General features: G+C 70.6%; 21 protein-coding genes. 10 read left to right on the top strand and 11 right to left on the bottom strand.

The features are described 5' to 3' along the window. Positions 1-2 precede the first annotated feature (2 nt). Complete coding sequence (locus BN39_RS13050) at positions 3-155, top strand: hypothetical protein (RefSeq protein ID WP_040768282.1); 153 nt, start codon at positions 3-5, stop codon at positions 153-155. A 105-nt stretch (positions 156-260) separates the two neighbouring features. Here the strand turns inward: BN39_RS13050 and BN39_RS23510 are convergent, their stop codons facing one another. From BN39_RS23510 to BN39_RS13035, 3 genes are all read right to left on the bottom strand, one after another. Beyond that, entirely contained in the window at positions 261-686 is a 426-nt protein-coding gene (locus BN39_RS23510) for a hypothetical protein (protein ID WP_019202854.1), read from the bottom strand. 232 nt (positions 687-918) lie between these two features. Beyond that, positions 919-1,191 carry a hypothetical protein gene (locus BN39_RS13040; protein ID WP_019202853.1) on the bottom strand — a complete coding sequence of 91 codons (273 nt, stop codon included), beginning with the start codon at positions 1,189-1,191 and terminating at the stop codon, positions 919-921. A gap of 88 nt (positions 1,192-1,279) precedes the next feature. After that, positions 1,280-2,656, bottom strand: coding sequence for an MFS transporter (locus BN39_RS13035; protein ID WP_019202852.1), 1,377 nt, complete (start codon positions 2,654-2,656; stop codon positions 1,280-1,282). A 48-nt stretch (positions 2,657-2,704) separates the two neighbouring features. Between BN39_RS13035 and BN39_RS13030 the strand changes: the two genes are divergently transcribed. The 3 genes from BN39_RS13030 (at position 2,705) to BN39_RS13020 (ending at position 4,192) form a co-directional block, all read left to right on the top strand. Beyond that, complete coding sequence (locus tag BN39_RS13030; RefSeq protein WP_040767930.1) at positions 2,705-3,055, top strand: metalloregulator ArsR/SmtB family transcription factor; 351 nt, start codon at positions 2,705-2,707, stop codon at positions 3,053-3,055. A 106-nt stretch (positions 3,056-3,161) separates the two neighbouring features. Further along, the gene (locus BN39_RS13025) at positions 3,162-3,827 is read left to right on the top strand and encodes an MBL fold metallo-hydrolase (RefSeq protein WP_040768280.1); all 666 of its coding nucleotides are present in this window, start codon (positions 3,162-3,164) and stop codon (positions 3,825-3,827) included. A 74-nt stretch (positions 3,828-3,901) separates the two neighbouring features. Next, a complete protein-coding gene (locus BN39_RS13020) occupies positions 3,902-4,192 on the top strand; it encodes a YiaA/YiaB family inner membrane protein (protein WP_019202849.1) in 291 nt (96 codons plus the stop codon). 73 nt (positions 4,193-4,265) lie between these two features. Here BN39_RS13020 and BN39_RS13015 read toward each other — a convergent pair whose 3' ends face one another. The 6 genes from BN39_RS13015 to BN39_RS12990 all read right to left on the bottom strand — a co-directional run bounded on the left by BN39_RS13015 (position 4,266) and on the right by BN39_RS12990 (position 6,801). Continuing rightward, positions 4,266-4,475, bottom strand: coding sequence for a CsbD family protein (locus BN39_RS13015; protein WP_019202848.1), 210 nt, complete (start codon positions 4,473-4,475; stop codon positions 4,266-4,268). 86 nt (positions 4,476-4,561) lie between these two features. Further along, on the bottom strand, positions 4,562-5,113 hold the full coding sequence (locus tag BN39_RS13010) for a hypothetical protein (RefSeq protein WP_019202847.1): 552 nt from the start codon (positions 5,111-5,113) through the stop codon (positions 4,562-4,564). After that, positions 5,110-5,844, bottom strand: coding sequence for an Asp23/Gls24 family envelope stress response protein (locus BN39_RS13005; protein ID WP_148281486.1), 735 nt, complete (start codon positions 5,842-5,844; stop codon positions 5,110-5,112). The genes BN39_RS13010 and BN39_RS13005 overlap by 4 nt, the downstream gene beginning before the upstream one ends. Next, positions 5,844-6,029, bottom strand: a complete 186-nt coding sequence (locus BN39_RS13000; protein ID WP_019202845.1) for a hypothetical protein — start codon at positions 6,027-6,029, stop codon at positions 5,844-5,846. Before BN39_RS13000 ends, BN39_RS13005 begins: the two co-directional genes overlap by 1 nt. Continuing rightward, positions 6,026-6,349 (bottom strand): hypothetical protein, encoded by a 324-nt coding sequence (locus BN39_RS12995; protein ID WP_019202844.1) that lies wholly within the window; start codon positions 6,347-6,349, stop codon positions 6,026-6,028. Before BN39_RS12995 ends, BN39_RS13000 begins: the two co-directional genes overlap by 4 nt. Beyond that, positions 6,346-6,801 carry an Asp23/Gls24 family envelope stress response protein gene (locus BN39_RS12990; RefSeq protein WP_019202843.1) on the bottom strand — a complete coding sequence of 152 codons (456 nt, stop codon included), beginning with the start codon at positions 6,799-6,801 and terminating at the stop codon, positions 6,346-6,348. The genes BN39_RS12995 and BN39_RS12990 overlap by 4 nt, the downstream gene beginning before the upstream one ends. Before the next feature lie 117 nt (positions 6,802-6,918). Here BN39_RS12990 and BN39_RS12985 point away from each other — a divergent pair, with 117 nt between their 5' ends. After that, complete coding sequence (locus BN39_RS12985; RefSeq protein ID WP_019202842.1) at positions 6,919-7,479, top strand: RNA polymerase sigma factor; 561 nt, start codon at positions 6,919-6,921, stop codon at positions 7,477-7,479. Between the two features lie 70 nt (positions 7,480-7,549). Then, positions 7,550-8,059 carry a hypothetical protein gene (locus BN39_RS12980; RefSeq protein WP_019202841.1) on the top strand — a complete coding sequence of 170 codons (510 nt, stop codon included), beginning with the start codon at positions 7,550-7,552 and terminating at the stop codon, positions 8,057-8,059. A gap of 9 nt (positions 8,060-8,068) precedes the next feature. On the opposite strand, the gene BN39_RS12975 is transcribed toward BN39_RS12980, so the two are convergent. Together BN39_RS12975 and BN39_RS12970 are read right to left on the bottom strand one after the other, a co-directional pair. Then, positions 8,069-8,692, bottom strand: a complete 624-nt coding sequence (locus tag BN39_RS12975; protein WP_019202840.1) for a LysE family translocator — start codon at positions 8,690-8,692, stop codon at positions 8,069-8,071. A 9-nt stretch (positions 8,693-8,701) separates the two neighbouring features. Next, positions 8,702-9,586, bottom strand: coding sequence for an alpha/beta hydrolase (locus BN39_RS12970; protein ID WP_237741692.1), 885 nt, complete (start codon positions 9,584-9,586; stop codon positions 8,702-8,704). A gap of 172 nt (positions 9,587-9,758) precedes the next feature. Here BN39_RS12970 and BN39_RS12965 point away from each other — a divergent pair, with 172 nt between their 5' ends. From BN39_RS12965 to BN39_RS12950, 4 genes are all read left to right on the top strand, one after another. After that, on the top strand, positions 9,759-10,037 hold the full coding sequence (locus BN39_RS12965) for a helix-turn-helix transcriptional regulator (RefSeq protein WP_019202838.1): 279 nt from the start codon (positions 9,759-9,761) through the stop codon (positions 10,035-10,037). Between the two features lie 2 nt (positions 10,038-10,039). Next, the gene (locus BN39_RS12960; protein ID WP_019202837.1) at positions 10,040-10,441 is read left to right on the top strand and encodes a VOC family protein; all 402 of its coding nucleotides are present in this window, start codon (positions 10,040-10,042) and stop codon (positions 10,439-10,441) included. A gap of 61 nt (positions 10,442-10,502) precedes the next feature. After that, entirely contained in the window at positions 10,503-11,687 is a 1,185-nt protein-coding gene (locus BN39_RS12955) for a lipase family protein (protein WP_019202836.1), read from the top strand. 14 nt (positions 11,688-11,701) lie between these two features. Beyond that, complete coding sequence (locus tag BN39_RS12950) at positions 11,702-12,529, top strand: SDR family oxidoreductase (RefSeq protein WP_040768273.1); 828 nt, start codon at positions 11,702-11,704, stop codon at positions 12,527-12,529. Positions 12,530-12,614: the final 85 nt, after the last annotated feature.

The raw sequence follows: 12,614 nt of genomic DNA, 5'->3' as shown, positions 1-12,614 counted from the left end.
TCATGACGAGCACCGAACACGAGACGCACGAGCACCCCGACCACACGCACGGGCCGGATTGCGGCCACGAAGCGGTGCAGCACGGTGACCATGTGGACTACATCCACGACGGCCACCGCCATGCGCCCCACGGCGACCACTACGACGAGCACTGACCCGCGAAGCGCTGTTCGCCCCGGACCGGGCGCCCCGGCACCGGGACGGCGACCCCCGCGGCACCGGCAACGGCCGGCGCCGCGAGGCGCGGATGACTGCGCCGGCTACTCCAGCTCGGAGCTGAGCGCCTTCGCGTCCTCCTGAATCTTCTTCAGGGTGTCCTTGGCGTCGTCGCCCTCGAGCGAGTCCTTGGCGGCGGCCAGCTGGAGTTCCTGACGGAACTTGTTGAACTCCTTCTTCTTATCGGACGGCACTGCGGACTCGTTGTCCGTCAGCGTCGCGATGTCCTTGTTCAGCTCCTTCTTGAGGTCGCTCGGCGTCTTCGCCTCCTGGATGCTCTTGAGCACCTTCTGAATCTCGTCGAGCGAAGCCTTCGACTCCTTGTCCTCCGAGGGCTTCTGCGAATGCACGCCCGCGACGACGGCGGCACCGTGGGAGGGTGCGGCGGCGGTGGCGACGGCCACGCCGGGCACCGCAGCGATCCCGGCGACGACGATTCCGGCGACGAGCCGGCGGTTCAGGGTGAGCATGGGTTCTCCTTGCCTGTGTCGTGTGGGTATGCGCAGGTCTGCACGCGCCGCCCGACGCTAGGGTCGAGCGGCGCCGACGCCAAACCGACGACACACGCAGAGCGCTGTAAAGCAGGCGAATTCGCTACGGAGTTTCATCGATCGTACGGTGCGGGTTCACGTGACGTTCACGTGCCGAGCAGGCGTCCGCACCGCGCGCGACGCCTCCTCCGCCTCCGAAGCGCCGACGCGATCAGTGCTCGCGCAGAGCCCGCACGAGCTCGTCCTTCGTCATCGTCGAACGGCCCCTGATGCCGATCTCCCGCGCCCGCTTCACGAGGTCGTCCTTGGTCCACTCCTCGTAGGCGCGGTGCGCGCCGCCCTTGCGGCCCACCTCCGACCTCGACGAGGCCGCCGCTGCATTCGCGATGCGCGCGGACTTGGACTTGCTGTTGCCCTCGTCGCGCAGCTTCTCGTACATCTCGTCGTCCTTGACCGACGGGCCGGGATCTCTCTGAGGTGTCATGCTTTTCACGCTCCTCACATCGTCCTGGTACTCCTTTCCGGACGTTACCCCCGCCACTCGCGCCTGGCCACCCCTGTGGGGCGCACCGTCATGCCCGGGGCCACCGCATGTGCTCGGCGTCGATCACGTACGGATGGCGGTGCCGGTACACGCCTCCGCCGACGGCGACGGCACCCACGAGGTGCGCGGGGTCGGCGTCCTCGACGTGGTGGCCGTGTTCCAGTTCGACGGGGTCGCGGCTCGGCCACGCCCGGGCGGCGGCGAGGACCCCGACCAGGCAGACGGCCGCGAGTACCGACCACGCCGTGCCGAATCCCGCCGCGGTCCCGACGAAGCCGGCGATCGGGTAGGTCGCCAGCCAGCAGAGGTGCGAGAGCGAGAACTGCGCGGCGAACACGGCAGCGCGGTCCGCCGGTGCCGAGGACCGCCGCAGCACCCGCCCCACGGGCGTGAGGACCAGGCTCATGCCAGCGCCGATCGCGAACCACACTGCGACCGCCGCCGGCCACACCGCAGCGCCGGGAAGGGTCACCATCGCCACCGCAGCCGCGGACGCAACGACGAGCGACGTTCCGCCCGTGAGCATCACGGTCCGCTCCCGCACTCGATCCAGGATCCTCGGCAGAAGCAGAGCCACGATCATGGTGCCGATACCGGAAGCGGCGAGCAGCCAGGCGACGTCGGCCTGGGTCCCGTCCAGCCGATCACGCACCAGGTTGACGGTGCTGACCATGACGATCGCACCCGCACCCGCGACCGCCAGGTCCAGGCCGAGGACCCCACGCAGCCGCGGCGTGGCCAGGAAGACCTTCGTGCCCGCGAGGGCGCGCTCGAACACCCCCGTCCGCGTACTGGGAAGGACATCGGGGATCGCCGACGTCAGGATGAGTGCCGCAGAGGCGATGAAGCCCAGCACCGTGACCGCGAACAGCCAGTGGTAGCTCATCACCGCCAGGGCGACGGCCGCCAGGACGGGGCTCAGCAGCGATTCCATGGTCGACGCGAGCTGCGAGGCGGAAAGCGCCCTGGTGTACTGCGCCTCATCGGGCACGATGTCGGGGATCACGGCCTGGAAGGTCGGCGTGAAGGCGGCCGAGGCCGATTGCAGGAGCGCGATGAGGACGTACACCTGCCACACCTGGTCCACCCACGGCAGGGCGAGGACGACGGTCGCGCGCAGCACGTCCAGGGCGGTGAGCATCAGCCTTCGCGGCACGCGGTCCGCATACGCCGCGGCGAGCGGCGCGATGGTCACGTAGGTCACCATCTTGATCGTCAGGGCGGTACCCAGGACCGCCGCCGCGCCCGGTCCCGCGAGGTCGTACGCCAGCAGCCCGAGGGCGACGGTGGTCACCCCCGTCCCGAACAGCGCCACGACCTGCGCCGTGAACAGGTGTCGGTAGTCGCGGATCGCGAACAGCGTCCGCGCGGGGTCGGTTCTCGACGTGGCGCGCAGCCGGGACATCCTCTGCTCCTGACGTGCGATCGGATCGGAAGAGGCTATTATGTGCCTGTGTACGCACATGATGTCACATCGGAGTGGGAACGAACACCCCCCGACGATCAGATCGACGCCACCTGCCTGGCATTGAAGATGCTGTCCGTTCCCGCACGCATGAAGATCCTCTGGGCCCTCAGCGGTGCAGGGGAACTCGATGTCACGTCGCTCACGGCGCAGGTCGGTCAGGCCCGCCCCGCGGTGTCACAACACCTCGCGAAGCTCCAGTTGGCGGGGCTGGTCGCGCACCGCCGCGACGGCCGGCGCCTGCTGTACCGCGTACGCGGAGGCCACGTGCGCCGCCTCCTCATCGAGGCGCTCAACGCCGCGGAGCACCAGATCAAGGACCTCCCCGAACACGACTGACGGACTCTTCCCGGATCCGTACTCGAAACCGATTCTTGACATGAAGTATTGTTCAGGTTCTAGCGTCATGGGTGACCGACGAAACGAAGGGAATCCGAGAATCATGGTGACGCAGATCCGATCCGACCTCTGGCAGACCCCGAGCTTCTCCCCGTTCCCCGGGCTCACCACGCACAGCTACCTCTGGGCCCCGGCGAACGGCGAGAACGTCCTGTTCTACTCCCCCGGCGACACCGCCGACTTCGACGCACTCGCCGAGCTCGGCGGCGTCGCCCACCAGTACCTCAGCCATCAGGACGAGGCGGGGCCGATGCTGCGCCGCGTCGCGGAGCGGTTCGGGGCCCGGTTGCACGCCCCCGCTGCGGATCTCGGCGGGATCGAGGAGCACGCAACGCCGGACGTCCTGCTCGCCGAGCGCGGCAGCGACGCGCAGCGGGTCGAGGTGATCCCGACCCCCGGGCACACCCCGGGCAGCACGTCCTTCGTGGTCACGGGCGACGGCGAGGAGCGGTACCTGTTCACCGGGGACACGCTCTTCCGCGGCGCGAGTGGGAACTGGCACGCCGGATTCATCCCCGGCATGAGCGATGCGGACGACCTCCGTGCCGCCCTGGCGGTCCTCGCCGACACTGCGCCGGATCTGGTGGCGTCGAGCGCATTCGCCGGCGAGAGCGGCGTGCACGCAGTCACCCCCGGCGAGTGGCGCATCGCGATCGAGCAGGCGCTCGCCGGCCTGCCCGCGCCCTCCGGCGCCTCCTCGTCGGCTCCCTGACGCAGCACTACTCCTCCCCCGGAACGAGTAGTTCCACTCAGGCCGCGAGGCGCGCAACGGGGCACGCTCGTGGCATGACGACACACACCACCGGCACCAAGCCCACCACCGCGTTCTTCGTCCAGTCCGCGATCGCGTTCGCCGTCGCCTCCACCGCACTCCTCATCGGAGCCTTCTACCTGCCGATGGATCCGTGGCAGCGGGGCTTCCTCGTGATCGGCACGCTGTTCCTCATCACCAGTTCGTTCAACCTGGCCAAGGTGATCCGGGACCAGCAGGAGGCCAACAGTATCCGCGTGCGGGTCGACGAAGCACGGCTCGACAAACTGATGGCCGAGCACGATCCGCTCCGATCGGTCGGCTGAGCGGCCGGCGTAGCGCGAAAGGCGGGACCGGAGACGAACTCCGGTCCCGCCCTGTGGCGTCAGAACGACGGGGTCACTTCCCGGACAGCTTGTCCTTCACCTCGTCGACGCCGTCCTTGATCTTGTCCGCGACCTCGGCGACCTTCTCCTTGGCGGCGGCGAGGCCCTGATCGGCCTGCCCCTCGGCCTTGAGGTCGTCGTTGTTCGCGAAGGCGCCGGTGGCCTCCTTCGCGCGGCCCTTCAGATCCTGTGCCTTGTTCTGCGCGTCGTCCGCGATTCCCATGGTGTTCCTCCATTCTCGGGCGCTCAGTGGCGCCGCTTCCTTCGTCGGGCGGATCTCGCCCTGGTATTCGGGATCCTCGCCGGAGCTCAGATCACGCGAGACGTGGTTTCGGCGTCGCCGGGTTCGGCGAGCACCTGGACGACAACTTCGGGCCCCGCGGCCGCCTGCAGTTCCCTGCGGACGGCAGCGGCGACCCGGGACAACTCGTCGACATCGGCCGCGGGGTCCACGCGGGACTTGATCCGCACGACGACGCGACCTCCCTCGCGACGCACCGCCACGCGAGCCCTGTCGAACGCCGGATGGCGCTCCAGGTCGTCGGCCGCAGCGGCGGCCAGTCTGCCGATGTCGACCGTGCCGCCGGGACGCTGCACCGTCACCGAGGTGGCGGGGCGCAGGTGCCTCAGCAGCAGCCACACCGTGAGCAGCACGAGGATCACGCCCGCTCCGCCGACCGCTAGCGCCCACCAGTCCTGTTGCGGGGCATCGGCGATCGCTCTGGGGCGCAGACGGTGCGCGCCGGTCACCGCGGGGGCGACTCCCTCGCGGTAGCCGACCAGCCACAACCCTCCGCCGATGAACAACAGCCCGATCACTCCGACGATCACGCGGTCGAGCACGCGGGTGGAGCGCTTCATCGCATCTCCTTCCGGGTGCCGGTCCGGGCGCCGGCGGCGAAATCCGGCCGCAGCCACAGGTCGTCGGTCACGTGCACATGGCTCCGCTTGCGGGGTTTGATCGCCAGCACCACGAGGACCAGCCCGAGCACGATGGACGCGATCGCGAGCGGCCACGTCCACCACGCCCAGCCCAGGTCGTCCGCCGCACGCACGGGTCCGTCGAGCCAGCGCGCGCCGGACAGCCATCCCTGGGCGACGAGGGCGTCGTGCAGGGCGACCGCCCCGAGGCCGAGCAGGGCCAGGAGGACGGGGACGGAGAGGAGCACCGCGCCGTCGGTCCTGCGGGGCGCGAGCTTGCGCACCCTGCCACGCGGACCACCGTCCGGGGCCTCGCGGCCCGCGAGAGCGGTGACCTGCGCGGCCGAGCGTTCCGCATCCGCGCGCACGACGTGCACCGTGACCTTCTCGGGCGCCCGGCCGAGGCTGCGCCGCAGCTCTTCGGACACGGAATCGCTGACGGCCCCGATCAGCCTGTCGGTGTCGACGGGCCAGGTCGCGGCCACATCGACGTCGACGCCGCCGTCGTCCTCCAGGTCGCCCGCCCTCACTGCGGGCAGGGACCGCCCGGCGAGCCCGGCGAAGCCGCCGTGCCGGCGCACACCCGGTACGGACAGCGCGGCGTGCTCGATGAGGCGCCGTTCGACCCGGTCGTGGATCACCGTGCGCCCGCGGGTGCCGGTGTCGCTCATCACCGGCTCCGGACGCGCCGGCCGAGGGCGGACAGATCCACCAGACCGTCGTAATGCGCACCGATCGCGGCGCCGGCGCCGCCGAGGATCACGGCCAGCAGGAAGCCGGTGAGGCCGCCCGCGACTATCGCGATGGTCAACAGGAGGCCGAGCACCGCACCGACGACGGTGAAGCGTGCGTTCATGTCCACTCCTTGGATTCGTATGCGCCGGAATCCGGCTCGGGATACGCCACATCGGCGATCACCACGTTCATCGGGACGCCGGCAGCCTCGGTGGCGATGTCGCGGACCCGCTCGGCGGTCCGGGTGAGAGGGCGACCGCCGCGCGCCTCGGCGACGACGTGGACGACGCCACCGTCGTCACCGATCCGGATGCCGCGCACCGACCTGCCCGGCAGGTACGTGGCCGGCGATCCGGCGCCGCCGGCGTACAGCCCGGCGACCCCGTCGATCGCGGTGACCGCGTCGACGACGCGGTCCACCAGCGGGGCGCCGCTGGTCACTGCACCCTCGACTCGCCCGAATCCTCGCCGGCCGCGTCGTCGTCCTCGAAGTGGACGTCGTGGACCGTGACGTTGACCTCGGTGACCTCGAGCCCGGTCATGTCCTCGACCGCGCGGATCACGTTGTTGCGGATGCCCGCCGCGAGATCGTGGATGGCGACGCCGTAGTCGGCGACGATGCTGACGTCGACCGCGGCCTGCCGCTCGCCCACCTCGACGGTGACGCCCTGGGTGAGGTCCGGTGCGCCCGGCAGGGTCTCGCGGATCTTGCCGACGACGCGGGCGGCCTGGCCGCCGAGGTCGTACACGCCGTCCACCTCACGCGCGGCGATGCCGGCGATCTTCGAGACGACGACGTCCGAGATCGTCGTGCTGCCGCGCTCGGCCTTGGCCAGCGCACCCCCCTGGGTGGTGGCGGTGTTCGTCGCGGTGTCGGTAGCGGTGGTGGTCATCTGGTACCCCTCCTGATGAGATCGATGGACCGGATCGTTATCCGGCACAATGGTTGAGTCGGGCGTCCGACGAGAACCGCACGCAGATGTGATCCACTTCACTTTCCAGGAGTCCGATTGGAGCAGGAGCAACTCCTCGCCGCGTTGCCGGACGAGACACTGGCCCGGCGCGCGCAGCGCGGCGACGCCACCGCGTTCGACGAGCTGGTCCGCCGCCACGTCGGCGCCCTGTACCGCTTCGTCGTGCGCACATGCCCGCCCGGCACGGATTGCGAGGACATCGTCCAGGAGTCGCTGCTCGGCGCCTGGCGGGCACTGCCCGAGTTCGCGTTCCGCTCCTCCGTGCGCACCTGGTTCTACTCGATCGCGGCCAAGCGCACCGCCGATGCGCTGCGGCGTCGCCGCCCCACAGCGGACGACACCGCGTTCGAGGAACGGCCGGCCGCCGAACCCGGCCCGGAGAAGCGTGCCGCCGATCGCGACTTCCTGGACGCCTTGGGGCGCGCGCTGGGGCGCCTCCCGTTCCAGGCGCGGGCCACATGGTGGCTCAAGGAGGTCGACGGGATGTCGATCGCCGAGATCGCGGCGGTCCTGCACACCACGGAGGGATCGGTCCGCGGCCACCTCCAGCGCACGCGCGCCCGATTGGCGGAGGAACTCGATGACTACCGGCCATGACCACCTCGGGAGCCGCGCGGCCTGCGAGACGTTGCACAACCACAGAGACTCGGTTCACACTGGGGACGCGATGACCCCCACCACTGACAGCGCCGCACCGGCGTCGCCCACCGCCGACTGGATCGCCGACGCGACCCGCCGGCTCGCCAGTGCGCCTCCCGACGCGGACACCGGCGACGGCTGGGGCGACGAGGTCCTTGGCCGCCTGCGGGACTCGATCGCGGGACTCGTGGCCGGGAGCCCCCGGCGCGGACGGACCTTCGACACCGCCGCCGACGGGGTCACCATGAGCACACTCGCGCTCTCGCGCGCGCTGACCTTCGAGCTGTCGGAACGCGCCGCCGGCGAGTACGCCGCCATCGCCGACGTCGCCGCGGACGTGGACGGTTCGACGCTCACCGCGGTCCGCCTGCACGTGGTGGCGATCGGCGCCGAGGAACGCGCCCGGACGATGACCGAGGGTGGCGATCAGATCCGCGCGGCCGCGGGCGAGGTACTCGCCGAAGTGGTCCCCGACCCGTCCCGCGTGCGGGTCGATCTCAGTTGGGACGACCTGTTCCTGCCCGACGCCGAGTCCTGAACCCCGACATCACCGCTCCGTCGCGAGCTTGACCCCGAAACCGATGAGCGCGACGCCCGTGATCGCGTCGAGCCTCCGCCGGGTCCGCGGCGCCCGCATCCACGACGTCACCGTGCCGGCGGCCGCCACCAGGGCGCCGCAGTACACGGCGGTGAGCGCGATGTAGATGCCGCCGAGCAGCAGGGTCGTCCCCACCACCGGATAGCCCGCGGGGACGAACCCCGGCAGCAAGCTCACGAACAGGACACCGATCTTGGGATTGAGGAGGTCCGTGAGGAACCCCGCTGCGAACCCGCCGGACCGCCAGGACGGAGCACCCTCGACGGGGACCTCGCCCGGGGCGGGAGTCCGGAACAGCGACCGCAGTGAGCGCACCCCCATGTAGACCAGGTAGCAGGCGCCGGCGATCTTGAGCGCCTCGTAGCCGATCTCGCTGGCGCGCAACATCGCCGAGAGCCCCACCACCGCAGCCCCCACCCACAGGACGAGGCCCGCGATGACCCCGGCACTGGTGCGCAGGCCGGCGGTGCGGCCGCCCTGCACCACGCCCCGGACGACCACCAGGGTGTCGGGGCCGGGCAGCACCACCATGAGCGCGGCGGCGGCGGTGAACGAGAGCGCGGCGACGAGCATCAGGCGATGCTAATCGGTACGACCGCGAGGGCACACGTCCGGGCGGTCCGCGCGCATCGATCGCAGTGCATGGATCAGCGATCGGGTGAACATCCGCGCTGAGGGCGCCCACGGCACCGCCACGTCGAAGCCGTGGAATCCGCCGCTCACCTCGACGGACTCGACGGGAACACCACTCGCGCGCAGCGCATCGGCATAGCGGATGCACTCGTCGTGGAAGAGGTCGGCCGTGCCCACGCCGATCCAGGTGGGCGGCAGGCCCGGACCGACCGCATCGAGTACCGGCACGAAACCGGTGGAGCCCGCCAGGTAGGAATCCCAGCCGAACCGATTGGACCGCGCGTCCCACACCCGGAGCCCGTCCGGCTCGGCCGCGGCGTCACGAGTCCCGGGATCGAGCATCGGATACACGAGGACCTGCAGCGCAGGAGCTTCCACGCCGCGGCGCACCAGATCGTGCGACAACTGCGCGGAGAGGCCGCCGCCCGCGCTGACCCCGCCCACGGCGATCGCGTCCGCGTCGACGCCGGGCAGGGAGCGCAGCACCGCCGACGCCGCACGACAGTCCTCGAGCGCCGCGGGGTACGGATTCTCGGGCGCGAGCCGATAGTCGACGGAAGCCACGACGCAGCCCGCGCCACGCGCGAACCGTCGACAGAAGGAGTCGTCGTGCCGCGCGAAGCCGAGCACGTAGCCTCCCCCGTGCATCCACAACAATCCGGGCCGCGTTCCGCGACGTTCGCCGCGCGGCCGGATGATCCGCACCTCGGCGCCGCTCGGGAGCGGGCGGCGCTCGACACCCCTCGCGGGCAGCGAGCGCAGAGGCCCCACGAACGAGCGGAGCGGTCCCACCGTCCGCTCGTCCACGACGTGGCGCGGAAGAATCCCGCCCACCAATGGAATTCCACGATCGCCGAGGGACGTTCGGAACCCGGATCCTCGCGAGGACGTCATCGCGCCAGTATCAGCCGCGTACCGGCGGTGCGAGGACGAATCGCGGCTCTGCGACACAGGTGCGACGACCACCTCCTTGACATGCAAGCTGACACTTGCCTATCGTCGGGACATGGCAGATGTCTTCCGGGCGATCGACGACGAGACCCGTCGAGTCATCCTCGACGAGCTCGTCACCGGCGACGGGAAGACCCTGTTCGAGATCTGCTCCACCCTGGCGACCAAGCACGACGTCACGATGAGCCGGCAGGCGATCTCGCAGCATCTCACGGTGCTCGAGGACGCGGGGCTCATCGCGACCGAACGGCGCGGACGCTCCAAGTTCCACTACCTGACACCCGAGCCGTTGCGCGAGATCACCGACCGCTGGCTCCACCCCCGAGAGGACTGACCATGCGCATCGAACTCACCAGCGTCTTCGTCGACGATCAGCAGAAGGCGCTCACCTTCTACACGGACGTCCTCGGCTTCACCAAGCACCACGACATCCCGCTCGGCGAGGCGTCGTGGCTCACCGTGGTCTCCCCCGAGGCGCCCGGCGGACCGCAGCTGCTGCTGGAGCCGTCGGGACACCCCGCCGTCAAGCCCTACCGGGACGCGCTCGTCGAGGACGGCATCCCCCTCGTCCAGTTCGCGGTCGACGACGCGCAGGCGGAGTACGAGCGCCTCTCCGGTCACGGTGTGACCTTCACCCAGCAGCCCACAGACATCGGCACGGCCGTCATCGCGGTCTTCGACGACACGTGCGGCAACCTCGTGCAGATCGTCCAGGAGAAGGCCGCACCCGAGGCCTGAGCGCGTTACCGGACCCGTCGGGACGACCACCCGTCTCCGCGCGGGCTGTTAGGTTGGCGGAGTGCCGCTCACCTCGCTGCCCCGCGACCTCGCGGGCCGTGCGTCCGGCCTGATCCGGGGCCTGGTCACGCCCGATCCGGTCACGCCACTCGGGGCGCCCGACTGGTCCGGCCTCGACGCCCGGGATTACTCCGGCCCCGTGCCCGGGGCGGGCGAGACGATCGCGAGCGTGCCGCTGGCCGACGGGCTCGGCCTCGCCGAAGCGGCGGAGGCGCACCGCTTCCTGTACGCCACCACCAATCAGCGAGGGCCGGGCGCGGTCAGCACCGCGGCGCTCTTCCTGCCGCACACCCCGCCGCCCGCCGACGGGTGGCCCGTCGTCGCATGGGCGCACGGCACCGTCGGGCTCGGCGACGACGCGACGCCGTCCGCGCAGCCCCAATCCGAGCGGCAGCGGTTCTACCTGGGCCACTGGCTGCGCCACGGGTACGCCGTGGTGGCCAGCGACTACGCCGGACTCGGCACCCCCGGACTGATGAGCTACCTCAACGGCAGAGTCGAGGCGCACAACCTGATCGATTCGGTGCAGGCGGCCCGGCACCTCGGACATCCGCTGTCGCGCAGGTGGGCGCTCGTCGGCCAATCGCAGGGCGCGGGCGCCGCGATGAACGGTGCCCGGTACGCGTCCGAGTTCGGCGCCGGGTACGACCTCGACCTGCGCGGCGTCGTCGCCACGGGCACTCCGGCGAACATCGAGAGGGTGGCGCAGTTCCTGCGGCCCACGTTCCCTCCCTTCGCCCTCCCACCGCTCACGAACACCTACGCCGCGTACATCCTCGCGGGGCTCCGGGACGCCCGCCCGGACCTGCCGGTCGACGCCCTCCTCAGCGACGAGGGCCGGCGGATCGTGGACCTCGCCGAACGCCTCGACCTGTACGACACGCGCGAGGCGGTGCGCGGGGCGCGCATCAGCACGTGGGTGACGGCTCCGGTGCGGAGCATCCCCGGCGTCTACGCCGCGCTGCACGAGCACATGGCCACCCCGGTGGACGGCTACGATCGCCCGATCTTCCTGGCGCACGGTCTCACCGACATCGACGTGCCGGTGGCGTCGGGGATCTCCCTGGCCGCCGCATTGCGCGTGCACCGCCAACCGGTGACGCTCAAGCTGTATCCGACCGACCATTTCGGGACCGTGTACGCGGCCGCCGACGATGCCGCGCGCTTCCTCGCCGGCGTGATGTGAAGGAGACACCGACGATGAAGAGTTTCGAGAACAAGGTCGCCGTCGTGACCGGCGTGGCCTCCGGCATGGGCCGTGAGCTCGCACTGGAACTGGCCCGGCGGGGCGCCCGGCTCTCGCTCTGCGACTACGACCCCGCGGGACTGGAGGACACGGCCGAGGCGGCCCGCGCGCTGGGCGCGCAGGTGCACACCAAGGTGGTCAATGTCGGCGAGCGGGAGCAGCTCCTCGCCTACGCCGACGAGGTCGTCGAGCACTACGGCACGGTCAACCTGCTGTTCAACAACGCCGGCATCGCCCACCACGCCTCGGTCGAGAAGACCTCCTTCAAGGACTACGACCGCCTGATGGACGTGGACTTCTGGGGCGTGGTGAACAGCACCAAGGCCTTCCTGCCGCACCTCATCGCGTCCGGCGACGCCCACATCGCCAACACCAGCTCGATCTTCGGACTCTTCGGGGTCGGCGGCCAGAGCGCCTACAACGCCGCCAAGTTCGCGGTCCGCGGTTTCACCGAGGCGCTGCGCATCGAGATGCTCTCCACCCACCCGCACGTCGGCGTCAGCTGCGTGCACCCGGGCGGGATCAAGACGGCGATCTGCCGCAACGCCACCGTCGGCGACGGACAGGACCAGGCGGCGTTCGCGCGGTTCTTCGACGAACACCTCGCGCGCACAGAGGCCGACGCGGCGGCCCGGACGATCCTCAAGGGCGTCGAGAAGAACCACGGCCGCATCCTCATCGGCCCCGACGCGGTGGTGCTGGACCTCCTGGTCCGGGTGACCGGGTCCGGCTACCAGCGCTTGATGTCCTTCGTCGACGGCCAGTCCTCCCGTTTCATGTAGGACGCTCCCGGACTCAGCGCAGGATCTCGGCGGCCGCGCGGCGCACCTGAACCGCGAACGGGCACCGTCGACAGGAGTCGACGGT

The sequence above is a fragment of the Tsukamurella sp. 1534 genome (genome assembly GCF_000312385.1).
Classification (GTDB): Bacteria; Actinomycetota; Actinomycetes; order Mycobacteriales; family Mycobacteriaceae; genus Tsukamurella.
This window is presented reverse-complemented; position numbering and strand designations above follow the sequence as displayed.